This window comes from Mucilaginibacter terrae, assembly GCF_042679325.1.
Lineage (GTDB): Bacteria > Bacteroidota > Bacteroidia > Sphingobacteriales > Sphingobacteriaceae > Mucilaginibacter > Mucilaginibacter terrae.
The window spans coordinates 31,128-55,859 of sequence record NZ_JBHTMJ010000004.1 but is presented as its reverse complement, the minus strand read 5'-3'; the positions used below and the strand labels follow the sequence as shown (position 1 = coordinate 55,859).

17 protein-coding genes are annotated in these 24,732 nt (G+C 41.9%); 2 read left to right on the top strand and 15 right to left on the bottom strand.

From position 1 onward, the window contains the following. Positions 1-6: 6 nt before the first annotated feature. The gene (locus ACFQ3S_RS05190) at positions 7-3,198 is read right to left on the bottom strand and encodes a SusC/RagA family TonB-linked outer membrane protein (RefSeq protein WP_377161947.1); all 3,192 of its coding nucleotides are present in this window, start codon (positions 3,196-3,198) and stop codon (positions 7-9) included. A gap of 344 nt (positions 3,199-3,542) precedes the next feature. On the opposite strand from ACFQ3S_RS05190, the gene ACFQ3S_RS05185 reads away from it, so the two are divergent. Beyond that, positions 3,543-4,571 carry a LacI family DNA-binding transcriptional regulator gene (locus ACFQ3S_RS05185; RefSeq protein ID WP_377161945.1) on the top strand — a complete coding sequence of 343 codons (1,029 nt, stop codon included), beginning with the start codon at positions 3,543-3,545 and terminating at the stop codon, positions 4,569-4,571. A 154-nt stretch (positions 4,572-4,725) separates the two neighbouring features. Here the strand turns inward: ACFQ3S_RS05185 and ACFQ3S_RS05180 are convergent, their stop codons facing one another. From ACFQ3S_RS05180 to ACFQ3S_RS05170, 3 genes are all read right to left on the bottom strand, one after another. Beyond that, positions 4,726-6,264, bottom strand: a complete 1,539-nt coding sequence (locus tag ACFQ3S_RS05180) for a DUF4394 domain-containing protein (protein ID WP_377161943.1) — start codon at positions 6,262-6,264, stop codon at positions 4,726-4,728. Positions 6,265-6,337: 73 nt separating this feature from the next. Continuing rightward, positions 6,338-6,697, bottom strand: coding sequence for a hypothetical protein (locus tag ACFQ3S_RS05175; protein ID WP_377161941.1), 360 nt, complete (start codon positions 6,695-6,697; stop codon positions 6,338-6,340). A 159-nt stretch (positions 6,698-6,856) separates the two neighbouring features. Continuing rightward, complete coding sequence (locus tag ACFQ3S_RS05170) at positions 6,857-7,708, bottom strand: helix-hairpin-helix domain-containing protein (RefSeq protein WP_377161939.1); 852 nt, start codon at positions 7,706-7,708, stop codon at positions 6,857-6,859. Positions 7,709-7,771: 63 nt separating this feature from the next. Here ACFQ3S_RS05170 and ACFQ3S_RS05165 point away from each other — a divergent pair, with 63 nt between their 5' ends. Further along, positions 7,772-9,526 carry a lysophospholipid acyltransferase family protein gene (locus tag ACFQ3S_RS05165; protein WP_377161937.1) on the top strand — a complete coding sequence of 585 codons (1,755 nt, stop codon included), beginning with the start codon at positions 7,772-7,774 and terminating at the stop codon, positions 9,524-9,526. Between the two features lie 81 nt (positions 9,527-9,607). Here ACFQ3S_RS05165 and ACFQ3S_RS05160 read toward each other — a convergent pair whose 3' ends face one another. The 11 genes from ACFQ3S_RS05160 to ACFQ3S_RS05110 all read right to left on the bottom strand — a co-directional run bounded on the left by ACFQ3S_RS05160 (position 9,608) and on the right by ACFQ3S_RS05110 (position 24,724). Next, positions 9,608-11,059 (bottom strand): hypothetical protein, encoded by a 1,452-nt coding sequence (locus tag ACFQ3S_RS05160; protein ID WP_377161936.1) that lies wholly within the window; start codon positions 11,057-11,059, stop codon positions 9,608-9,610. Between the two features lie 81 nt (positions 11,060-11,140). Beyond that, a complete protein-coding gene (locus ACFQ3S_RS05155; protein ID WP_377161934.1) occupies positions 11,141-13,942 on the bottom strand; it encodes a TonB-dependent receptor in 2,802 nt (933 codons plus the stop codon). 150 nt (positions 13,943-14,092) lie between these two features. Next, complete coding sequence (locus ACFQ3S_RS05150) at positions 14,093-15,238, bottom strand: glycosyltransferase family 4 protein (protein WP_377161932.1); 1,146 nt, start codon at positions 15,236-15,238, stop codon at positions 14,093-14,095. 11 nt (positions 15,239-15,249) lie between these two features. After that, the gene (locus ACFQ3S_RS05145) at positions 15,250-16,173 is read right to left on the bottom strand and encodes a glycosyltransferase (protein ID WP_377161930.1); all 924 of its coding nucleotides are present in this window, start codon (positions 16,171-16,173) and stop codon (positions 15,250-15,252) included. 7 nt (positions 16,174-16,180) lie between these two features. Continuing rightward, on the bottom strand, positions 16,181-17,122 hold the full coding sequence (locus ACFQ3S_RS05140; protein ID WP_377161929.1) for a glycosyltransferase family 2 protein: 942 nt from the start codon (positions 17,120-17,122) through the stop codon (positions 16,181-16,183). Further along, positions 17,115-18,197 carry a glycosyltransferase WbsX family protein gene (locus ACFQ3S_RS05135; RefSeq protein WP_377161927.1) on the bottom strand — a complete coding sequence of 361 codons (1,083 nt, stop codon included), beginning with the start codon at positions 18,195-18,197 and terminating at the stop codon, positions 17,115-17,117. The genes ACFQ3S_RS05140 and ACFQ3S_RS05135 overlap by 8 nt, the downstream gene beginning before the upstream one ends. Next, the gene (locus tag ACFQ3S_RS05130; protein WP_377161925.1) at positions 18,190-19,257 is read right to left on the bottom strand and encodes a glycosyltransferase WbsX family protein; all 1,068 of its coding nucleotides are present in this window, start codon (positions 19,255-19,257) and stop codon (positions 18,190-18,192) included. Before ACFQ3S_RS05130 ends, ACFQ3S_RS05135 begins: the two co-directional genes overlap by 8 nt. A gap of 5 nt (positions 19,258-19,262) precedes the next feature. Beyond that, on the bottom strand, positions 19,263-20,429 hold the full coding sequence (locus tag ACFQ3S_RS05125) for a glycosyltransferase family 4 protein (protein ID WP_377161923.1): 1,167 nt from the start codon (positions 20,427-20,429) through the stop codon (positions 19,263-19,265). 72 nt (positions 20,430-20,501) lie between these two features. Continuing rightward, the gene (locus ACFQ3S_RS05120; RefSeq protein ID WP_377161921.1) at positions 20,502-21,272 is read right to left on the bottom strand and encodes a glycosyltransferase family 2 protein; all 771 of its coding nucleotides are present in this window, start codon (positions 21,270-21,272) and stop codon (positions 20,502-20,504) included. A gap of 6 nt (positions 21,273-21,278) precedes the next feature. After that, positions 21,279-22,508 (bottom strand): glycosyltransferase, encoded by a 1,230-nt coding sequence (locus ACFQ3S_RS05115; RefSeq protein ID WP_377161919.1) that lies wholly within the window; start codon positions 22,506-22,508, stop codon positions 21,279-21,281. After that, entirely contained in the window at positions 22,505-24,724 is a 2,220-nt protein-coding gene (locus ACFQ3S_RS05110; RefSeq protein ID WP_377161917.1) for a polysaccharide pyruvyl transferase family protein, read from the bottom strand. Before ACFQ3S_RS05110 ends, ACFQ3S_RS05115 begins: the two co-directional genes overlap by 4 nt. Between the last annotated feature and the right edge of the window lie 8 nt (positions 24,725-24,732).

Below are 24,732 nucleotides of genomic sequence, written 5' to 3'. Positions count from 1 at the left end.
GTTATGTTAAAAAGTAATGTTAGTTCCAAAGGTTAATAACCTCGCACGCGGATAGCCTGCAAAATCAACACCCTGGGTTAATGGATCGGTACGGCGGGTGGTTACTTCAGGATCGAAGCCCGAATAGTTGGTTATAACAGCCAGGTTGTTTACAGTTGCATAAAAACGAGCGTTAGTTAAACCAATTTTTTTGATGAGGTCTTTTGACAGCGTATAACCTAAAGTAATGTTGTTAATACGCAGGAAAGAACCATCTTCAACTGCCCAGGAGTGCAGGTAATAACGCTGGTTACGTACCGGCGACCAAATTTTAGCATTGGCATTCAAAGCTGTAAGCTCAGCAGGATCGGTAACCACCTGACCGGCACTGCCAATATTGGTAAAGCGGTCTTTCATAATGTTAAGCATGTTCAGGTTCAGGAAACTACCATCGGTTTGCTCAATTTTGTTAGCATTATAGATGTCGTTACCGTAAACAAAGTTTACAAACACGCTCATATCAAAGTTTTTGTAGGCAAACTGGTTGTTCCAGCCACCGGTAAACTTAGGGTTAGCATTACCAATTACGGTACGGTCACGGTCGAGTGTTACAGCACCATCGCCATTAATATCTTTTAATTTAAGCGAGCCAGGTTGCGGAGCACCGAATATAGAAATATTGGTAGGCACACCTGGTTTAAGAGTGTACACGCCGTTAGCGAAGTTAAAGTCTTCAACCTTATAATAGCCATCGGTTACCAGGCCATACATTTGCCCAACCGGGCGTCCAACTTCTACCAGGTAATCGTCGGCACCGTCGGTTCCCTGCCAGCCCGAGTTACGGGTTTGCTGTGTAATGGCCCCTAAGCTAAGTACCTTGTTGCGGTTAAAGGCCACGTTAAAGTTGGTGGTCCAGCTAAAAGCTTTGGTGCTAATGGCAGTTGCACCAATTTGCACCTCTATACCTTTATTTGAAGTAGAGCCTACGTTTTGCAACTGTGAGTTATAGCCCGACGTTTGAGGGATAGCTGCTGCCAGCAACAGGTTTTTACCTTTATTGTTATAGGCATCAATAGTTAACTGAACCCTATCTTTAAATAAAGAGAGATCCAAACCAATGTTTTGAGATATATTTTTTTCCCAGCGGAGGTTTGGGTTAGCTAAGGCAGTTGTTGTAAATGCAGGCAAAACCGTGTGGTTAAGCGCGTACTCACCGGTTACACCGTAAAGCTGCTGATATAACAGATCGCCAATACGGTTATTACCGGCAACGCCATAACCCACCCTAATTTTGGCATCGTTAACAAACAGCAGATTTTTAATAAAGTCGAGATTGGAGAAACGGTAAGCCAATGTACCCGAAGGGAATATTAATAAACCATTTTCAGAAGCGAACTTAGATGATCTATCGCTACGTACCGTTGCCGAAGCTAACAGGTTTTTATCGTAAGCGTAGCTTACACGGCCAAACAACGAGAAGATACGGTTGGGAGGCGCAATGTTGGTTACCGGCCTTGGTTGTGTTGAACCGGTTGGCGGAGAACCTAAGCTAAAGTTAGCCAATGCGCTTTGAGCCGATATTTCTGCGGGGAAGAAGCGGGTTTCCACGCTCATGTTATTTACACGGTAATCGTAGGTTTCCTCTCCCAATAAAATATTGATATCGTGATGTTTAGCAATGCCGTTTAAGGTATATTTTAGGGTATTACTATTATTTACAGTTATTGCACGCTGTGTAGCTATAGACGCAACCGGTAACGATGCAAAGTTACGGGCAGTTGGTGTTATTTTACTGAAGAATAATTCCTGTTTAGTATTGTTAACGGCAAAACCACCTGTACTCCTGAAAGTTAAGTGTTTAGTAATTTGATAATTAATATAACCGCTCAGGTTTAGATCTGATGATGGAGCATTGCGGTACTCGGCCTGGGTTAACAATACCGGGTTTTGAATTTGATTAGAGTTCAAATAGTAATCTTCATCAAATTGATCGACCGGTGGAGCAATAGCAAGCTCGAATGGCCTGTAAACTATACTGTGGCGCAAACGGTTGGTAGTACGTGTACCGCTGCTGGTAGTACCCGCACCTTTAACAACTTGGTCGGAGTAACGGGTGGTAATACCTACTTTCAGTTTACTGGTGGCCTGATGATCTAACCTGATGTTAGCCAGATAGCGTTTAAAGTTAGATTCGAGTAAAATGCCTTGTTCGTTGTTAGCGGTAAGGCTTACATTGAACGTAGTTTTAGTATCACCACCACTTAACGAAACGTTATGCTGCTGAAAGGCTGCCGTACGTCCAAATACTTCCTCTTGCCAGTTAATAAAAGGTGAGTTTTTATACACCTGCAAGGTATCGAACGTGCTACCGAAGTTTCTGGCGAACGCATCACGGTCGGTTTGGCTGCTACGGGTTCTTTCATACTGCCATAAGGTATAATCGTAAGGGTTTAGTACATCCAGCGTTTTAGAGATTTCCCTGAAACCAGCCGAGCCATTGTAGCTGATCACCGTTTTACCGGCCTTGCCGCCTTTGGTGGTAATAATAACCACACCATTGGCACCACGGGCACCATATATAGCGGTAGTTGATGCATCTTTCAACACATCCACCGAAGCAATATCCTGCGGTGAAATAATTGAAAGGGCATTTTCTACCTGGATACCATCCACAATATATATAGGGGAATTATCCTGGGTGATAGAGCCGCCACCACGCACACGGATCAATACATCGGCACCGGGCGCACCCTCGGTTGTGGTTACCTGTACACCGGCCAGCCTGCCGGTTAAGGCTTCGGCCGCGTTTGATAACGGTATATCCTTGAGTTGTTTCGCAGCTACCGATGATACCGATCCGCTCAAATCGCGCCTCCTAACCGATTCGTAGCCCACTACCACCACTTCATTCAGTTTACTGGCTTCGCTTTCGGTTAAGGTAAAGTTAATTTGTGTTTGGCTTCCTAAAACCTGCTCCTGCTCCTGAAAACCCAGGTACCGGGCAATAAGAACCACGCTGCCGGTAGCCGGAACGTTGAGTTTAAAGTTTCCGTTAACATCGGTACTGGTACCTGTTGAGGTGCCTTTTACACCTATGCTTACGCCGGTAAGGGCATCACCGTTACGGGCAACTACTTTGCCCGTAACTACCCGGGTTTGAGCCCGTGCAGTACCGCAAAGCAGCAGAAACATGAAAATTTGAAGTAATAATTTATTCATAATTTAAATTGGTTTAAAAAAATCGGGGCAATAAAAGGCACGGCCAGCTAATGCTGAATAGCAATAAAAATTTGCAAAGCGTTGCATGCCTTACGTTTACTCCAGAAAAAAATTTTAAATATTTATAATTGGTTTTTGAGATTAGACCATGCTAAGCTTAGTGTGCTTACCAATAGCTATCCATCAACAAGGTTAGTTACTCTGCTCAAATAAACAAAGCATTTTAGCAATTAAAACTATGCAATCGTTCCCGGAAACGTTTGCGTAATTTGACGGCGCATACCTGGTGATACCATAACGCCTTATGATATTAAGATTAATTACTATAAATTTAGCCACAGATTATGTTTAAATCTTATACCATTAAGGATATAGCCAAAGCACTGGGCCTTTCTACCTCCACGGTATCGAGGGCGTTAAACGGCAGCTATGAAATTGGCACCGAAACCAAGAAACTGGTGTTAGAGTATGCCGAAAAAATAAACTACCGCCCTAACCCTATAGCGTTGAGCCTAAAAGAGCAAAAGAGCCATTCTATAGGCGTAGTGGTTTGCGAGGTAGCTAACAACTTTTTTTCGCAGGCCATTAACGGGATCGAATTTATTGCCTATAATTCGGGCTACCATGTTATTATCACGCAAACACACGAGTCATCGGCACGCGAAGCAGCTAACGTACAGCACTTAATGTCGAGGCATGTAGATGGGTTGCTCATTTCACTATCGGCTGAAACTACCGATACCTCCGAATACCAGTACCTGCACGATAAAGGCTTTCCTATTGTGTTTTTTGACCGCATAGCACAAAATGTAAATACGCACCGGGTAACGCTTAATAATTTTAAAGGCGCCTTTGAGGCTACCGAACTGCTTATCAATAACGGTTTTAAAAATATAGCGCACATTACCAGCACCAATAACCTGCTTATTAGCCGCGAACGCTTTGAAGGCTACAAAGCCGCGTTAGATAAGCACGGCCTTACTTACCACCCGGAGTACACTAAATACTGCGACCATGGCGGCATGCTGATTGACGAAGTGGAAACCGCCGTAAACCTTTTAATGAAACTACCTAATAGGCCCGAAGCCATTTTTAGTACTAATGACCGCATTACCACCAGTTGCATCCCTATTTTGAAAAGACTGGGCTTCCGCATACCCGAGGATGTGGCCCTGGCCGGCTTCACCAATTCGGACGTAGCCGAATCGTTCGACCCACCATTGACCGTGGTACGCCAGCCCGCATTTATGATGGGTCAACTGGCTACCGAAATGCTGATCAAAACCATTGAAAGCAAAAAGCCTATTTACGAATACCAAACCCAGCAGGTAGAAACCGAACTCATCATCCGCGAATCGTCGCAAAAAAAATAGCAATTATTGCGCTGTTTAGGGGAGCATATTTAAATAAGGATTTTTGAGGTTTTATGGATTCCTGTGGAATGATATGCAAATTTTTAAAGCAAAAAAAGGCCTGCCCTTTTGCGGGGCAGACCTCTCTGAATTTGAAAATTTATAAACGCTTATATTAAAAGCCTAAGCCCAAAGTAAAGCCGCGTACGCCTTTAGTAAACGTTGCACCTGTACTTGCTTGTGCAGCACCTGTAGTGAGGTTAATACCGTAAAAACGGGTTGTACCCCCAACAGTTAGTATGGCGTAGGCATCGCCTGTGCGGCTGCTGATATCGAAGCCGTTAGCTGCATCTATAGTTACACCAAGCGAGCCAATATCATTTGCTAACACACCCGAATTAGGATCGGTTAAGCTATACAAACGACCGGTTGAAGCATTAATAGCGAACATGGTGGTAGCTGTTGCACCGGCAAAACTGTTGGTGTATGCCGTGGCGCTCAAAGCTAAATTAGCGGTTGGTGTTATGCTACCATCAACAGTGGTAGCACCATCGGCAGGGTTTACTCGCAGGTTTTGACCAGTGTTACTCACAATACGGATACGATCGGCAACCGGGTTAAAATCAAACCCGAAAGACACACCCGACAAAGCGGTGGTTAATGTGCCTACTGAAGTAGCCAAACCCGATGACGCGTTAAGTGTGTAAATACGGCTGGTGCTGCCTAAAGCATAGATCTGTCCGTTAAGAGGCCTGAAATCGATCCCTAAAATGGTTTCACCAGTTTGCAAACCGGTAATGGCCTTAGCTATAGGAGCAATATTGGCCGGGTTAAAGATCATCAGTTCGTTATCACTACTTAATGCATACGCAACCGGATCGGTTTGTATGGCCAGACTCAATACCTTTACAGGAAATTCTAACGATTTGTAAGCCTTACCGTTAGTTAGGTCGAGCACATACATACCTTGTTTGCCGCCAACTGTTATAGGTACCAAGGCAGCCTTTCCATCGGGGCTAATATCAAAATCGGTTACTTCGGTAGCATCAACACCCAGGGCACCTACTTCTACCAGTCTGCCATCATTAGGCGGATCTTGCTTGTAAAGTTTTTTAGTAACGGCATCAATATCATACAATATGGTTGTAGCAGCACCTGCCTTGTTTTCGGTATAGGCAACCGAAGATATTTTTGCACCCGAAGCACCGTTGATAGCCGCGTCGGTAAATGCTACCGTACCAGTTTCAGGATTAAGGCGTAGGTTTTGGCCGTTTGAGGTTACTAAACGGATACGGTCTACAGTTGGGTTAAAATCAATACCTATCACCGTACCATCAATAGCCGGAGTAAATGGCGCGCTGCCTATGGCCCGTGCTACAGCGGTTAACGGATTAATTACATATATACGGCTACCACTGCTTACGCCGTATAACTGGCCCGTTGCAGGCCTGTAATCAATAGCAAGCATATTTTCGCCTGTTTGCATACCTGTAATACTGGTGGCCTGGTTAAATATAGTGCCCGATTGTGCGTTAAACGCCAATATTTTATTGTCTTGCTGTAAAGCATAAACGTTTACATTGGGCGCAACAACAATTTGTTCGCCTTGGTTAATGTTGTCATTATCCTTTTTGCAGGATGATGTAATAAGTAATAGCGCAACAGCACATAGGGCCGTTGCCTTTACCGGAATAAAGGTTTTAAATGTTTTCATATGTTTATTGATATACGTAAAAGAAACAGGCGCTGTAACAAGCACTGTAAACTAAAAGTTGAGATAATATTGTTTAGCAGTTAGGAGGCGGTGTTAAAACCGTTGAATAAAACAGAGATATATAAGGCGAAGAATGCTGCAGGGGAGGTGCATTTTTAACTATGCAATAAACTGGTGCCGGTTGTGAAACATGCGATGGACCGAAACATTTAAATTGCTTTTCGGCGTGTTTACCTTCTTCTTTTTTATCATTGTCTTCCTGTTCGCTGCTATTGGCATACAGGCCGGTTACAGACCTTTGCACACCGGCATAACCATAAACACTTACTAAGGTTATACGGCCAATAAAAACCATAAGCAACAACAAAGCAAAAACCCTAAAACCCATTTTGAGTGGGCCACATATAGTAGTTACAGCTTTAACTTTGTTCATAATAAAAAAATCGGGTTATCTGTTTTGTTGCAACCTATTAAACAGGTATGCCATTACTTACGCAGATTAAAGTGTTAAGGTTTTTGATCCCTAAATGTTTTTACTGGCTGGTTATAACTTGCAACCTTACAGCGTTGCGCAACCTCAATATGCTTTTAGTTATTGAATAACCAGGTAGGGCCTTATTTTATATAATATGGCTTCATCGATGATTGCAATGTTGCGTATCTCATCTAATGATTCATAATTACCATGTTGCTTACGGTATTGCACCAAAGCGTTGGCTTGCTTATAGCTTAAGTATGGAAAGTTTTTAAGGTCATCCAGTTCTACCGTATTTACATTCAGCTTTTTTACCTTACGGGGGTTAACCGTAAATTGAGCTTGTACATCACGGTAGTGCATATCATCCATCCCAAAAATTTCATTTAATTGCCGCTTGCTATAAAAGCCTCCCAAGCGTGTACGATACTGTATAATGCGTCGTGCAAAGCCCTTGCCTATACCCCTAAGTTGTGTAAGCTGGGCCGAATCGGCGGTATTAAGTTCTACAACCTTAACAGGCCGTATTGTTTCCGCTTCAATATTTGAAATATGGATGTAAGGCTCCAGGCGCTTATAATCTTGCGGGGTAAGCGTGTACATTTTTTTCACATCGGCTTTGGTGTAAAACCGGCCTCCTTTAGCCTCATAATTTTTAATACCCTTAATTTGCCTGGTACTCAATCCTAATGCTTGCCACTGCTTTATCGAAAGGTTATTGGGATTAAATTTGAATAGTTTATACGGTTTGTGGGCTATGCTCTCTTCATCTGCCATTCCCGAAATACCTGCTGCTTTAAGTTGGGCAAGCGTTTTATTGAACCGGCGGAAATCTGTTGGGGTATTTTTATGAAAATGTTCATATACGAATGGAGCAGCTAACACACCTGTAATTAAGATTACCAGCACCACTAATCCATTCCACTCGGTTTTGGTTATAGTAAGGTAATTTTTAACAGGCGATTTCACAGTATTATGCTAACAGCGTGTTAAATTAAGTATTTTTATGGAAATTTACCGGTTTGCTGCACCATGAAAATTATTACTAAAGACGAATTTGCCAAAGCCACCAGGCTCGATAAGCTGAGAATGCCTGGTTTGGCCGCTTTACTCATGGAACTGATGAAGATTAACCAGGTTAATGACCTCTTTGCACAAGCACAGCCCAAACAAGGCCCCGAATTTGTAGATGCCATTTTAAAAGGCTGCGGTATAACTGTTGAGTTTGATGAAAGAGATTTAAAAAACTTACCTGCCAATGGCGCATTTGTTGCCATAGCCAATCACCCTTATGGTGGCATTGAAGGTCTGATCCTGTTGAAGATACTATGCATGGCCAGACCTGATGCTAAGTTGATGGCTAATTTTTTACTTAAAAAAATCCCCAATTTAAGCGATTACTTTATTGCGGTAAACCCTTTTGAAAACGTTGAGCACTCATCCAGTATCAGCGGCATTAAATCAACCCTTGAGTTATTGCGTGAGGGTACACCCATCGGCATTTTTCCGGCGGGTGAAGTATCAACTTATAAAATGGATACCAAACAGGTTACCGACCGCATGTGGCACCCTGTAGTAGGTAAAATTATTGCCAAGGCCAAAGTACCTGTTGTACCCATTTATTTTCATGGTAATAACGGGTTGTTGTTTAACCTGCTAAGCCTTATACACCCTACCCTGCGTACAGCCAAGTTGCCTTCCGAACTTTTTAACAAGCAAGGCCATACCATTAAACTGCGCATTGGCAAACCCATACAGCTGGAGGATATACCCAACTATAACAATGCCACTCAACTACTTAACTTTTTAAGGGCTAAAACCTATGCCTTAGGTACCGGGCTGGAAGACGAAAAAAGGATATTTGATCCGCGTAGTTTATTTAAAATTAAGAAAGAACCCAAGGAAATAGTACCGCCTACCGCTGCCGAATTGATGGAACTGGAGCTGGTGCCGTTAAGGGAAAATTACAAGGTTTGGACTGAGAAAAATTACGAGGTATTTATTACCCCTACTGCGTTAATTCCAAATATCATCCGTGAAATTGGTCGCTTGCGCGAAATCACCTTTAGAGAAGTAGGCGAAGGAACCAATAATAGCACCGATTTGGATGAGTATGATATCTATTATCATCACCTGTTTATATGGGATATTAAAACCAGTATGGTTGTGGGTGCATACCGCATAGGTGTTGGCGATGAAATTTTTGAAAGCTTCGGAAAAAAAGGTTTTTATACGGCCAAACTGTTTAAAATTAAATCACAGTTTACCGAAGTGCTGAAAAATAGCCTGGAACTTGGACGCTCATGGATACGCAAAGAGTATCAACAAAAGCCCTTGCCGCTGTTTTTGCTATGGAAGGGTATTTTAAAGTACGTGATCGATAACCCGAATTATCGTTATTTGATTGGCCCGGTTAGTATCAGCAATACGTTTTCCAACTTTTCTAAATCGCTTATAGTGGATTACATAACCCGTAACCATTTTGATGAAGAGATGGCGCAGTTTGTAAAGCCCCGCAAGCAATTTAAGGTTGATTTTGAAAGCATTGATACCGAACTACTAATAACAGGCGAAGAAAACTTTAAGAAACTGGATAACCTGATCTCCGAAATTGAAACGCATAATATTAAGGTACCGGTATTGCTTCGCCAGTATATCAACCTTAATGCAAAAATAATTTGCTTCAACATCGACCCCAAATTTGCCGATTGCCTCGACGGCTTTTTAGTACTCGACCTGCAAAAGGTACCCAAAGAAGTGTTAGAGAAAATAGGCAGAAACTTGTAGTGAATACTAACAATACCTTATAAAAAAAACCTGCTTAAATAAATAAGCAGGCTTTTCTAATTATAAAGTTTAGATGTTGTTTTATTTTACAGCACCCGGAGTGGTGTAAGGCAGTACTTGTGGATCATATACAACCCAACCGGTAGTCCAGTTGTCTGTACCAAAAGCACCTCTGTATGCTACTTTATCAAAAAATGCATCAGCATATCTTGTATTGGTAAATGATGCACCTGTTAAAGCAGTTGAAGCCGCAACTTGTATAAAGTTAGGCACACCTGCTCTTGCTGAAGGGGCTAAATCTGCCGAGAACTTATATGGATCAGTGTAAACTGCTGCAGCAAAAATTGCATCGTTAAAAGTATTATTCGGGGTAATTTTAGCAGTAATAGCAGCTAAAGCAGTAGCGTTTGATGCTTTAATTTGATTTGCTTTGCTATTGCAGGTATAAATTAAGTTATTTAAGAACAATGCTTTATCAGACAAGTAATTGTTAGATGAGTTTATAGTTGAACCTGAAGGTGCAGCATCATCATAAAATATACCTTCGGTATAACCTACTAATACAGAGTTGGCAATGCTAAGTGCTGAGTTACGACGAACTTGAGCAGCATGCTGATAGTTTGCATTAATGGCAGGAGCACTTGAAGCAACTTCGCGTGGGCCTAAAATGGTTACGTTAGAAAATAAGGCACTTGTTTGCGGAGCAACATCGCCACCTGCACCGTTGTTATCCGACTCAAATCCATTAGAACCAGAAACGTCGGCTGTTGAAGCCAAACGCTGAGCTATAGCGAATTGAACTTTACCTGAATAACCGAAATCGGTATCAAAGTCATCATCAAACGTAGCAATAGCTACTAAGTGTTTCGCATTCACAGAACCACCAAACCACTCATAGGCATCATCACCCGAACGGTAAACCGATACATAATCAATAGTTGTACCTGAACCAACGCTACCCATGGTTAAACCGTTAAGCTCATTATCAGGACCCAATGGAATACCTGCATACTCAATACGTACATATTTTAATGTACCAGAGTTATCAGCACCATCAGTACCGCCGTATTTTGCTTTATCACTTGCATCAGATATACCTTCAATAGTAATAGAAGGTCCAGCATTGTTAGGTGCCTTACCTAAAAGAACAACACCACCCCAATCGCCTTGAGCACGGCCGCCTGCAGGTTGGTTAGATGTAAATACGATAGGCTTATCAGCTGTACCAATAGCACTGATTTTTGCACCACGGGTTATAACCAAAGCAGCCTTAGTAGGTTTGTCACCTTTAATTAAAGTACCAGCTTCAATAGTTAATGTTACGTTGTTAGTAACATAAACATTACCTTTTAATAAGTATATTTTATCTGCAGTCCAGGTAGTATTTGTTGTAATATCACCAGATACTTCAACAGTATTACTTGATGGTACAACTACCGGAGGATTAATTACTCCATCGTCTGTGCTGTCGCTTGAACAGCCGGTTAAATAGATCGATACGCTTAAAGCGGCTAATAATAAAATTTTTTTCATTTTTCTGATTTTATTTCTTGTCAAAGATGAGGTTAAAGCTTAAACTATACATTATGCTATGTTTAAGATATTGTTAAGGATTTATAGATTATATGTGAACACAAATGAATAGGTACTTCCGGCACGGTAGCGGCTCAGGGTTTGATCTTGCTCGCCAGCATCATATTTCTTGTTCTCATTAACGTCGAAGTACATTAAAGCCCGCTGGTTTAAAACATCGGCGGCGTTTAACTTCAATTCACCTCTGCCTTTTAAAACCCTAACACCAAATTGTAAATCGATTACGTTTCTTGGGGCTTCCCAAATTGCAGGGAAACCAGTTCCACCTACTACATTAAGCCTCCGGCCTACTACGTTATATAAGGCATTAAAAGTGTACTTGTTATCCATAAACGTACGTGTTAAACCGGCGTTGATAACGTAAGGTGCCTGGCCAACTAATGGCCTGTCGGTATAATTTAAATTAAACCCTAAATCTGTTGGATTGGTTGCTTTTGATTTGATTAGGGTTACGTTGGTATAAGCGGTGGTATTTTTAAACAAATTACCTGTAGATATAAAATCAAGTGTTTTGCGAAACTCAAACTCAGCTCCGAAAATATTGGCTTTCGGTGAGTTCTGATAAATGATCAAACGGTTAGAGCCCAAATCAAAATTGTAGGTCTCTATCGCATTTTTAAAGCGTTTGTAAAATGCTGAAACAGATATGATTTGGCCGGCAGATGGATAAAATTCGTAACGAAGATCGACGTTATCAACCTGGGTCTTTTTTAAATCAGGGTTTCCTTGTAATGTAGCAATTTGTTCGTAGTCAAAATATCCAAAATTAGATAGCTCCCTAAATTCAGGGCGTGCAAGGGTACGTGCATAGGAAAACCTCAGGTTAGCTTTAGGCGTTAAACTGTAAGTTAGGTTTACCGACGGAAGCACATCAACATAATTTTGGTCTACAATGGTTGAACGATCGGTAGAAGTTAGGTCCAAATTAAACTGTTCTACCCTTGCTCCCCATACAACCCGTAAATTCTTTCCAATTTTATTATCCAGCATTAAATAACCAGCATTTGTTAAAGAATTTGCTGAATATGACTCTGAAATGGCTGCACCTGGAAGTTCATCGAGTTTATAGCGATTAGTATTAATTAAGTCGCTACCAAATAAACTATTTAAAGACCTTGCTCTAATTTGAGTATAATCGTCAAAGTTTGGGTTATTAATAAGCACCAAGCCTATATACCTAACATTAAAGTCCCTTTTACGGTAATATGAGTTTAAACCAGCTTTAAACGTAGCGGTATTGCTAAACATTTTAACAGGTGAGGTATAATTTAACGAGCCGGTGTAACCATTTTCATTCAAATCGGAAAACAGGCGGCTGTTCTCTTTACCCAATGTGGTAACGTTGGCCTGAAACGGATCATTACTGCCTATATTGCGGGCATAATTAACTTTACGCTGATCGGGCTGATCGTTAAACACGTTACTGTAGCTTAATAACCATGTAAATTTAGCGCTGTTGGTACCTACGGAGTGAGTTCCTTCTAAAGTAGATTTGAATAAAGATTTTTGAAGCAAATCGAAAGCGAAGAAACTTTGCTCATTACCTGGCCCAGCATTGGTACCTGTTCTTTGCAGGAATTGATCTTCATATAACCTGTTATAGGTATTTTTTAAGGTGATCTTGTTTTTTCCAAATGTATAGGCAAAGTTGGCCAATCCGCCTATATTGGTTGCAAACCTGTAAACCTGATCGTTATAGTTAAAGTCAAAATAATCGCGTGTGAGGTCTTTGTAATAGTTTTGCGTATTACGGTAAGTTAACGACACGATGGCACCTAAGCGGTTATTCGATTTTTCAAAATCTTTTACCCTTCCAATTGTAAACTGGTAATTTTGGTTTGGCAGAGCCGAGTTATTGTAAATATTAAAGTTTTTAGGTAACCGGTTGGCAGCAATTATATTTTGCTCGGCAGTAAAGCCCTCCGATATTCTTGTTGAAGAAGGGAAGTTAGAAGGCAGCTGTTTTTTACCGTTATCAAAACCCAAATAATCTGTAGCATTACGGGTACCGCTTTTAAAATCTTTAAAGGTAGTAGCCGTATTATAACCCGCCCCTATGCCAAAAGTTATGAAGTTTTTGTCGGGGATATCTTTGGTTGTAATTTGAACATTACCACCAGTAAAATCACCAGGAAGATCGGGCGTAGCCGTTTTGCTGATAACTATATTGTCAACCAGGTTAGAGGGTACTATATCAAAGGAGAAAGCTTTTTTATTGGGTTCGGTACTTGGCAGGTTGGCACCATCGAGCTGGGCATTATTATATCTGTCGCTCAAGCCACGCACTACCACATATCTGCCATCTGCTACGGTTACCCCACTTACTCTTTTTAAAACATCGGCCGTATTTCTATCAGGCGAACGGCGTATGGCTTCGGCCGATATTCCGTCAGTTATCCTGGAGTTATTTTTTTGCTGGGCATACAACGAACTGGCCGATTCCTGGCGAAAAGTAGCCCTTACGGTAACAGCCTGTAACTGCTGGGTATTTGCTTCAGTTAAGGTTATATTTAGAGAAGTGGCTGCATCGCCTTTTACCTGAACATCAGAAATCAATTTATTTTGATAACCTACGTACCTCACCAGTACCTCATAGGTACCTGCTGGCAATGCGGTTATATTATATTCGCCGTTAACATTAGTAGCGGCACCTTTTGATAAGCCCTGCACCAATACTGATGCGCCTATTAAAACTTCGCCCGATTTGGCATCGGTTATTTTTCCGGTTAGTTTACCGGTACCTTGTGCATAAGTTAGGCTAAAGGAAGCAGTAAGCAGTATGCCAAGCGTTAATTTAAAAAGGGTAGTAGCTAATTTTTTCACTTGCGTTTGTTTGATACAAGCAAAAGTATTAGCGCAACATTAGCTTAGTGTTACTTATAGATTAACAGTATAGGTGATTATTGTTAAGCCATTGTTAACAACCTTTGTAAACTGTTAAATATCTGTGAGTTTTGATTTTTAGTTAATATTTCAGATTAAATTAATAATAAGTTTTTCCAGCTTTTGCGCAAACGTATCATAGTTTAAACGGGTTTCGTACTCGTTACGGCTCTGCGTAGCCATGTGGGTATAGGCTTGTTTGTTAAGCCAAACTTCGGCCCACCTGTCGGCAAATGCTTCGGGGGTTTCATTGGTGCCCAACATAAAGCCGTTAATACCTTCTTTAATAATTTCGGGGATGCCGCCGGTATTACGGCCCAGTGCCGGCAGGCCATACGCATTAGCTTCGCAAAATACACAGCCGTAACATTCGGCTATGGAGGGTAATATTAATGCGCTGGATGTTTCAAGCAGTTTTTCCAATTGTTCCGCCTCGGCGGGTACGCTTTTTTTAAGGAAACCCATTACGTTAACGTAAGGCTTGTACTCTACAGGTATATCGGGTGTTACACCCACCACATTTAATACGCATCTAATACCTTTACTATTTAAGTGAGCTACAAAACGCAATACATCGGGCCCACCTTTTCGCTGCCAGCTAATACCTAAAAACAGCAGGTTGCACACATCGGTTTGTGTACGTTTGGCTATCCACTCATTAACCAAAGCCGGTGCCGGTGGCTGCTTTAAGTTAGCACCCAAGGGTATGGTGTGTACTTTTAATGGCGAGACAGTATAATCGTTAAGGGCACTTTGCGATGCCCAATCGGCCGAAAATACCGCCGCATCGGTCCTGTTTAAAGCTTTCTGATACATATCGTTCCCCGCTTTAATACTACGCTGCGTGAGGTTGCTAAAATCGCTGTAATAACCTAACAAACTGGCAAAGGTAGTATCGTGTATTAAAATAGCAGGTTGCTTAAAGGTAGTGTAAGCCAAAAAATCTCCATGTATTACCAATACAACATCGGGCTGTATAATAGCTACTTCCCTGTCAAATTGGTGGCCTATAGCTTGCAACACGGGTTTTTCTACACTCGATAAAAACCACTTGCCTTGCAACCTCGAGTAGATACGCCTCAACCAGTTGTAGTACCAGGGCTCAGCGGGCTTGTTTAAGCTTATACTCACCACTTCGTGCCCGCGGTTTTCAAGCACCGGAATGATGTGAGCGGGTATCCCCGACCATGTTTTAACGGCGCGCGGATCGCCTAAAGCGGCTATAGCAATTTTCATGGATGATTAAATTAGGCCTTTGCAGTTTTATTCCAGGCAGCCCGGGCTTGTTCAACAGCCTTATGTTCGGCAATAAATATGGCTTTACTTAAACCCTTACCCCTGCGTGCTTTGGTTAAAAACCGTACTTTTTTCAATATCGGGTTTTCGGGGTACTCTTTTAAATAACCCCACATACGGCCCAGCATATAGTGCGAAAAAGCATGGCCGGCAGCAATTTTGATCAAGTAATCTTCGGCCAACCGGCCTTTTGGTATAATGTGAATGAGTTCCAGTTCGGGTATAACGCCGGCCAGGTAACCTGCATGGCAGGCATGCAAAGCCAGGTCCACATCCCCGCCCGATAGCAATGCGTTACCGGTACGGTCTAAAGCGGCGGCAATGGTTCTTTTTTTGCATGATTCCACATAAGCCAGGGCTACCGTTTTCAAAATACACATGCCTGCACCATAAGGTACGGCACTGCTAAACCTAACCGCGTTAGAGTAATGCGCACGCTCCTCATTACGTAAGGCAAGCATTTGTGTATAAGGCAAGATCTCTGCCGATGGTTCTGCCTCAAACTCGGGTAAAATTTTGCCGGCACCCAAGGTCCCTAAAAGCGAGTTATCCTTAAATTGCTTTACCGATAGCTCCAGGTAATTGTTTTTCAAGCAGTTGTCATCATCAACAAATAACAATATACCGGCCCTGGCATTTACTATACCGCAAATACGCGCGGGTGTTAAACCTAACTTATCCTCACGGACATGGCGGGCATTGGGGTGCCACGACAGATCAATGTAAGTAGACAAAATTTCTTTACTACCATTATCTATCAATAACAGCTCCCACTCGTTTTTATCGAGCGTTTGTGTTTTAAGTGTTTCCCATACCCTGTTCAGGTATTCCATTTTGGGGTTATGGGTGCATATAATAACTGAGATCTGGCTCATAGGCTAATTAACTTAAAAAAAATTTTAATAACTGCTTACTCTTGCTTTTGAGCGAATGCAAGCGGTACTTGCTAATTAAAAAGCTTTTGTAGGATGTTTGTCCATTATTAAAAAAAAGCTTATCTATTTGTTCCTTAATTTCGGCACTTACCTGTTTTACTACTTTTTGATAGTTGTAATATCTATATAATAATGCTTCTTTATACTCTTCCTCAGTAATTATATCATCATTCTTTAAAGATTGAATAACCTTTACTTCCTCAATGAAATTAAAACCCGAAGTATAGGCCTTGCCACTTACATCTTTACCATGTTTGCGGAAATAATTCAGCACCCTACCCGATACAAATACATCACCCTGTTTGGCGGCCTCTATCCAAAATAACCAATCGCCGCAAAACTTAAATTTGGTGTACTCTTTAGAAAACCGGAAGTAAATATCTTTACGGAATATAGCCATACTGGCATTAAAAACCGAGTTCCTTTTCAACAGGTGCTTTTTAATGTAAACTTTCCCATTAACGTACTCACTTAAAAATTTGGTTCGCGATATCCAATTGATCTCATTATCATTATAAACTATGTACGATTGTGCATAAGCTAACACACAATCTCCATTTGCCTTTAAGGCGCTTACCAGCGTATCAAGCAAGGTAACTTCACACCAGTCATCGCTTTCGGCAATCCATATATACTTGCCCTGAGCCAGGCTTATACCCTTTTCCCATTGCTTAAATGTAGTTCCACTATTGGTTTCATTCCATACAATCTTACTTACCTTAGGATGATTGCGGTATTCTTCTATTACGTCCCGACTATTATCAGGTGAGCAGTCATCTAATATAATTACTTCAAAATCCTGATAAGTTTGGTTCAATACCGAATCTATACGTTCCCTTAAATAGACCGCATGATTGTAATTAGGTATGAGGACGGAAACTTCAGGCATCTTTTAAAATTTTAGCGGTTTGTTCTAAATACTGTCTTCCCCATTGATGGCATGGCTCCAAGTGATTACCTTCGGCCCATTCATTCCAGGCGTTTATAAACAGGTAAGTGTCCTTACTTTCGTATTTATTTTTAATATCCTGTAACCAACGACCATATTCATCAGGCGTGGCACCAGTGTATATAGTTGCGCCTTTGCTGCGCCTGGCGGTATTATCCCAACTTGGGCTTATACCCGGGAACTGGTTGGCTTTAAACTCAAACTTTTGATTGATCATTTTATCTACATAAGCCGGGTACGAAGCAAAACGATGTGTATTAAAATCAGACTTATTTAAACCTAAACGCCTTTTAACTTTATCGCTCAGGCTTTCGCTTTTCTTTTTAGGGAAAGAGACCAAATTAGGTTGAAAATCTACCGAACAATCAAACCCTGTATTTTCAAAATCATCGGGGTCATAAGAGAAGCTTTTCATAAACCCAATGTAAAGTTCAACGCCCTCTTTAGCAGCCTCACGGCGCCATGTAGCGATAGTTTCCTTCATATCGGGAAACAAGGCCGGACGGTAAATTACAAAGAATGGCTTATTGTTAACCCTAATATAGCGGGAATCCTTAAAAAAAGTATCCAGTAAAAAACGAATATGCGCTACATCATCCTCGGTACTGTAATCCTGTTTTATCAGTGCATGCTCATCTTGCCCATCCCAGCGGCGTGTCCAATTTTCGTTGGCCCAGCAAAGCATGTAAGGAAAATCGGGGGTATTGGTTTTCAGCATATCATCGAGCGGGCGGTTCATAATACGCTTGCCGTTAAACCAGTAATGGTAGTAGCAAAACCCGTAAATGCCATGTTCTTTCGCCATTTCAGCCTGTGCAATACGTGTTTGCTCGAGGCGCATATCGTAAAAACCTAAATCGGACGGTAAATGTGGCTGGTAATGGCCTTCAAACAGAGGTTTGGCCTTGGCTACATTGGTCCACTCGGTAAAGCCCTTGCCCCACCACTCGTCGTTTTCGGCAAATGGGTGAAACTGCGGTAAGTGTATAGCTATGGGTTTGATATGTTTAGCCATTAAAAACTTCTTTTACTGCTTCCAAATACTCGTGACCCGATTTATGGTCGGGTTCCAGGTGATTGCCTTCGGCCCACTCGTTCCAGGCATTTATAAACACGATTTGTTCATCGGCAGGGTTATCTTTTACAATATTTTTGGCTTCTATAAGCGATTGCTTAAAATCAGCTTTGTTTTGATTGGCTATAATAATACCGTTTTTACCACGACGGGCCGTGTTATCCCAACCTACAAACACGCATGGAAAAAACTTGTAGTTAAGTTTAACAGCAGCCATTATACGTTTAACAGCGCTGTAATCATACACCTTTAACGATGCAGAATTAACACCTAATTTACGGTTCTGCACAAACTTACTTAAAGAGGAATGATCTTTAAATGCATTTTTAAGCAGGCTTAACTGGGGCTGAAAATTCATGACCTGATCAAAGCCTTCCAGGTTATGCGAGTGCGAGTTACTGGCTATCATAAAAGGTTCGGGCAGGCCGGCCTTTAGGGCTACCTCTTTAAATATGGCAATGGTTTGCTTGTAATCGGGCAAATCATGCGGACGATAGATCATAAAAGCAGGACGGCCATGTATGGTAATGTAACGTTTATCAATAAACACTTTATCGCAAAGCCATTTGGCGTGATTGTAACTATCCTCCGGGCCGTAATCCTGTTTAATTAACACTTCCTTTTCTTCGCCAAGCCACCTGCGGCTCCAGGTTTCGTTAGCCCAGCACAGCATGAAGGGAAAATCGGGCTTGCCGGATGCTAATATACCATCGATGGGTGCATTCATAATGCGTTTACCATTAAACCAGTAATGATAATAGCAAAAGCCGTATATACCGTATTCCTTAGCCAGTTCGGCCTGAGCAATACGCGATTCTTCGAGCCTCAGGTCATAGTACCCAAGGTCTGACGGTAAGTGCGGCTGATAGTGGCCTTTATATAAGGGCTTGGCCCTGGCTACGTTGGTCCACTCGGTAAAGCCCCTGCCCCACCACTCGTCGTTTTCGGCAAAGGGGTGAAACTGTGGTAAATGTATTGCTATAGCTTTAATGTTTCCCATGTGTTTTATTGTGCACTTATCATTTCAAACTGTTGTACTATTAAATCTTGATTTTGATGTAGCCGGGCTACCTTTTCTTGCGCAACCGCACCCTGTTCTGCAAGCAAGGCAGGGTTCAATACATAATTTTTTATGACTGTTGCCGCGGCTACCGTATCCAGGTACGCAATTACGCTGCCGGCATCGGTGTCCACAAACTCAGGTGCGCCGCCCGAACCCTCAAAACAAATGATAGGAACTGCCGCATCGGCAGCCTCCAATACCACCAAGGGATAAGGATCTTCGCGTGAGGTAAGCACAAATAAGTCTATGGCCTTAAAAAAATACGGGACCTTGTTAGATGCGGGTATAAAATGAACGTTATCCTGCAGTCCCATTTTTTTCACGTCGTACTTCAGGCGTTCGAGGTCTACCGTTTCGTTAGCGCCAAACCAGTAAAAACTTGTTTCAACAGGCAGCCCTGCTTTTTTTGTTTGCAAAGCCAACTGTATAAAAACATCGGCACCTTTACGCCAGTCGGAAGTACCTACCCCTCCAACCACAAACCCTTTTTGGGGTATGTTAAGTAGTTGCCGGCAAGCGGCTTTATCTTCGGCGGCGCGGTTAATTTGCGGTATATAATAATTAAGGATCTCTGTTTTACCGGCCGGAATATTTAAGCCGGATATTAAATGATTTTTTACCGCCTTTGATGGTACTGCAAAGGAGTTACTGCTGCCTATAACCCTGGAAACATCAGCTGCCGAGGTAAAATATTTACTGGCCATCTCCAGTTCGTGAACGTAGGACACGATTTTACCTTTGTATATAGAGCGTATGGCCGGTAAAATATCACCGTTGGTAATGGTGTTTGATATGATTACATCGGCACCTTCTATAAAAGCGGGTAAACCAGCAGGAAGCGTTTCGGCAACGCTGCCGGAGATCTTTCTTTTTACAGCATATAGTTTGGTTTGTAAGTAAGATGGTTTCGGCGCCGTTGTATTCCAGATCAATACCGGGCCTAATGCTTCAAACCGGGGTATTAACACACCATTGTTGTTCTTTATAATAAAGCTAACCTGGTACCTGCCGGTTTGAATTAATAAAGCAGCCAGGTTAATCAGCAAAATTGGAGCTCCCGCCTGGAAAGAATCATGCGAAATCATAACAACTTTTTTCAACTTATGCATAGGCTACTACAGGTGTTTTATTTATCGCAATTCAGCATTTTAACAATATGCATGCTGCAATTACACTAATAATTACTTTAACATTTTTATACGCCTGCCAATACGTACCGGAAGACTTTTATTCAGGAAGTCGTATTTTTGTTCAATGGTATCAGCCCGTTCATAATCGGGCATGAACATGGCATATTCCTTATTCAGGATGGCCTCCCTTTCGGCTACTACCCTTCCCCAGTTCTCAATTTTACAACTCAATCCATCACGTCCGCAAACTGCTATTAAAACAGGTATGTGCTGGCACGAAACGTTATGCTTGCAAATGGCCTGCATAAAAAACTTCCAGTCGGATACAATACGGTAACTTTCATCGTACATGCCCACCTCATTGTGCAAGCCACGGCGAATAAAGGTGGTTTGGTGCCCTAATGAATTATTACGGAAATACTGAAAGCTTAATTGCTCGGGGAAATGTGTTTCAAAAGTAGAGCCGTTATCATCCCACAAGGTATCGCCATATAAAATATCGGCACTAACTGGCTTGCCGAACACCTGGCTTAACACCTCATTGTTGATAAGATAATCGCCAGAATTTAACATCAGCAAGTACTCGCCTTTGGCAGCGGCAATCCCTTTGTTCATGGCGTTATACACGCCCGAATCTTTTTCGCTCACCCAGCAGGCTATATGCTGCTGATGGGTTTTGATTACCTCAACGCTTTGATCAGTAGAGCCGCCATCAATTATAATATATTCCCAATCGGTAAAAGACTGGGCAAGTACGCTGTTGATGGTTTTTTGTAAACCATCGGCGTTATTGTAATTTATAGTGATGATAGATAATTTCACGTTTAATTAGTTTTTCCCTTTTAATAGCTGCTTATAAAAGTTTACATGTGAACTGGCCTGCAACTCATCATCAAAGTTTTGACGGGCAAAATCACTAATATAGGCCTGATCAAAACCAGTTAAATTTTCCAGGCAGGTTTCAATTGCCCTGGCAAAATCAGTTGTGGTTATATTATTTGCCAGTATGCCTGTTTTAAAGGGTATTACATACTGCTTTAACCCTCCAATTGCGAAGCCCACTACGGGAGTTCCGCAGGCAAATGCCTCCACCATTACGTTCGGCAAATTATCCTCTCGCGATGGGATTACAAACATATCGGAAGCTGCATAAATACGGGCCAGCTCTGCTTCATCAAAAATGGCACCCATAGGGGTATAGTTTATGTGTTCCGGTAATTGCAAATTGCCATGCCCAACCGATATTACCCTTAAAGGTTTACTGCTTTTAACCAATGCAAGGGCTTCAATTAAAATATCTATCCCCTTGCGGTAATTATCTATATTTTCGGAGATGAACAATAGCGTATGCTCATTTGCCGGTATATTTAAATGTTGTTTAGCAACACCCTTATTAACCGGCTTAAATACATTAAGGTTTACGCCGTTGGGTATGCTGGTATAGGTAAACCTGCCGAATACCTTGTTCTTTTGAGCTTCGGCTGCTATCCAGTTGCTTAACGCAACCACATGCACCTTGCTGTTGTTTAATGCCACCGATTTAATTTTTAAAGCCCGTTTGTTTAGCTGATGCAGCCCAGGGTTACGGCTTTCATCGCCCTGGTAATGAAATATGCCCATAAAAGGGTTCATATCGTGCAGGGTCCAAACTATAATCTTATTTTTTAAGCTCTTGAAAAAGGTTGGATAATTCACAAAACCCGCCACCCAATGCAAATGAACAATATCGGCATCGAGCACGGCTTTTTCTAACTCCACAGCATAATGTGTTTGCGGCCAGGTGGCTATTTCGTACTTACCAGGCACTTTAGCGAGTTGCTGGTTAAAGTGAGCTTGCTTATCGGTGTACCAATTAAATTTACGTAATACCTTTTCGGTAATGGTTAAAGGCCGCTGTGCAACCTGTATAATACTGGTATCGTCGGTATGCTTTCCGGGCCATAAACAAACAACCACCGAACTACATTCTCTGCTTTGAAGCAACCCACAATGCAGCCTGTAGGCGGCTATACCCGCCCCGCCTGTGGGCGATGTGCATATATGGGCAATTTTAATCATGAATAACGACTAATTAAGTCATCAACATTTAATAGCCTGTCGGTACATTCATTATCTGAAAGGTAATTTAAGATCTTACCTCCTACTGTATAATCAACCGCGGTAAAGTTGGTATGCAGGGTATGTGCAAACACTACCGAGTGAAAACGCATGCAAACATTATGCGCCGAGTTCTGCATGGTTTTAACAATAGAATCAACAGATGATAAATACTTATCGTAAGTGATTTTTACGCCTGTTTGATCTTTAAAGTAGGTATCTATAAAATGTCTCGAAAAATCGCGGTCATCATTACCTACCACAAAATTGTGCATATTCTCAAGCCTGATTTCGGTAGCACCGATCTCCAGTGCTTTTTGTTTGATGAAATTTGCCAGGGCAAATTCAAATTCGGCCTTCTTGAGTAAAAAATCGGCATAGCTTAGGTGCGCGGCATACTCGTGAGTCCAATCGCGCAGGTAACAGCGTAGTATAGTTGAGTTGGGGTTATGCTGCTCGGGGTAACGACCCAGGTAGATCTTTGCCGGATCGCCCGATAGGGTCACTTCCTTTTTTACTTCAAAGCTGGCATAAGCCATATCAATACTCTTTTTATCGCGCAACTTAATTTCATCGGCCAGGTTTAGTATTTCCTTAACCGCGTTAATGTATTTGCTGTGTGTTAGCGGGCCTAAACCACAACCGTAAATAATGGTTTTATTGCCGCTCTTTTTAGCATACTGAAATGCCCTGAGCGGTATAGCCAGATCCTCGAGATCCATGAGCGGCCCTCCACCCATAATTACCACATCAGATCCCTTAGAAAACGCAATCAAATCGCTGGTGTACGACTCAATTACATGTGCGTTTAAATTAAGCTCCTTGCAGGTACGCTCGGTTATAAATGGATATATAGCAGCAATTACCAGTTGATAATTGTTTTGGTACTGCGCATTTAACTGATCTATAATACCACCTAAAATGGCTTTATCGCCCACGGTTTCGGTACCGTACCAGCCTACTATGAGTACTTGTGGAATACCCTTTTTAACCAGGCGCTTTGCCGGCAAAAACATATCGGGCAGCATTTGGGCTTTAGATGGGCTTATCGCTAAGTTTTTGGCCCAAAATTCTTTAACCAGCTCTGCGCGTCGTTCCTCAAAAGTTATAGGGGCATGGTAATCGTGTATGCAGTTATCACACTCGTTATCGTGGATACGCTCACGTTCTTTCAAATTGGTTTCGTAAAGCATTTGGCCGCTTTCGGTTAGCCCATTACCAATAATGGCCGATTTTGGCGCACAGTAGGCAATTTCGCCCCTTGAGTTCAGTACCACGCCATCGCCCTGGTAAGGGCAGCCAATTAAACGTTTACCGCCGTTAAGTATATTAATAATACTGCGGTAAGTTCTTTTGTACATTTCGTTAGTTTCGAAAGTAAAGATGAGCTTATGGAAGAAAAGGATCAGGTGGTAGATCTCATCTTCATCAAAGTTACGGATGACGTTGGCTTTATTGTCGTTATAAAGCCTCTTTATAAATTCGGCCACCCTGAAACGACCGTAAATATCGTTTTGCTTCATATAGTAAAGCAACTCGTCGGCTTCCCATACGTTTACTTTAGATATGGTACTGCCGATGGCGATAGGTATATGCTGTGCTTTAAAATGATTGATAACATTAATGGCGGTAACGAAGTTGCCCGGACGGCCGCGCACCTTATCGTGCGTTTCGCCGTAACCATCGAGCGATACCATCATGCTAAAAGCTTTGTTGTAGCTGCTGCACATGGCAATTACCTGCTCCACACGGTCAATTACATCTTTTTCCCTAATGGCGTTGGTAATAATGCTTAAACCCATAATACCGGGGATAGCCTTTATTACCGCTTCGTATAACTGCGGAAGATCTTCACGCAGCGTAGGCTCGCCACCGGTTATACCAATGTGCTTCACCTCACTGAACAACGGATCTTTTAGTATTTGCTCCAACTGGGCGGGCGATACCTCAAAGCCTTGCTTTTGCTCCCAAATGTTGCACATGGCACATTTGGAGTTACAAATATCGTTAGCATTTAAATTTACAACCGTAGGTTTGCGCAGCGGTACCTTACTTATAACCGGCTTAATTTTGGCATCATAATAAAGCTGCCCTAAACCCTTATAAACTTTATATTGCTTACGGCTTATAAATTTCTTTACTGCCTTTTTAGCTATACTTTTAAATATGTTTTCCATTTAATTTA

Coding starts and splice junctions, on each gene's coding strand:
- ACFQ3S_RS05110 (WP_377161917.1), bottom strand. CDS start 24,724: ATGGAAAACATATTTAAAAGTATAGCTAAAAAGGCAGTAAAGAAATTT.
- ACFQ3S_RS05175 (WP_377161941.1), bottom strand. CDS start 6,697: ATGAACAAAGTTAAAGCTGTAACTACTATATGTGGCCCACTCAAAATG.
- ACFQ3S_RS05190 (WP_377161947.1), bottom strand. CDS start 3,198: ATGAATAAATTATTACTTCAAATTTTCATGTTTCTGCTGCTTTGCGGT.
- ACFQ3S_RS05180 (WP_377161943.1), bottom strand. CDS start 6,264: ATGAAAACATTTAAAACCTTTATTCCGGTAAAGGCAACGGCCCTATGT.
- ACFQ3S_RS05125 (WP_377161923.1), bottom strand. CDS start 20,429: ATGCATAAGTTGAAAAAAGTTGTTATGATTTCGCATGATTCTTTCCAG.
- ACFQ3S_RS05135 (WP_377161927.1), bottom strand. CDS start 18,197: ATGGCTAAACATATCAAACCCATAGCTATACACTTACCGCAGTTTCAC.
- ACFQ3S_RS05185 (WP_377161945.1), top strand. CDS start 3,543: ATGTTTAAATCTTATACCATTAAGGATATAGCCAAAGCACTGGGCCTT.
- ACFQ3S_RS05130 (WP_377161925.1), bottom strand. CDS start 19,257: ATGGGAAACATTAAAGCTATAGCAATACATTTACCACAGTTTCACCCC.
- ACFQ3S_RS05115 (WP_377161919.1), bottom strand. CDS start 22,508: ATGATTAAAATTGCCCATATATGCACATCGCCCACAGGCGGGGCGGGT.
- ACFQ3S_RS05140 (WP_377161929.1), bottom strand. CDS start 17,122: ATGCCTGAAGTTTCCGTCCTCATACCTAATTACAATCATGCGGTCTAT.
- ACFQ3S_RS05150 (WP_377161932.1), bottom strand. CDS start 15,238: ATGAAAATTGCTATAGCCGCTTTAGGCGATCCGCGCGCCGTTAAAACA.
- ACFQ3S_RS05165 (WP_377161937.1), top strand. CDS start 7,772: ATGAAAATTATTACTAAAGACGAATTTGCCAAAGCCACCAGGCTCGAT.
- ACFQ3S_RS05145 (WP_377161930.1), bottom strand. CDS start 16,173: ATGAGCCAGATCTCAGTTATTATATGCACCCATAACCCCAAAATGGAA.
- ACFQ3S_RS05160 (WP_377161936.1), bottom strand. CDS start 11,059: ATGAAAAAAATTTTATTATTAGCCGCTTTAAGCGTATCGATCTATTTA.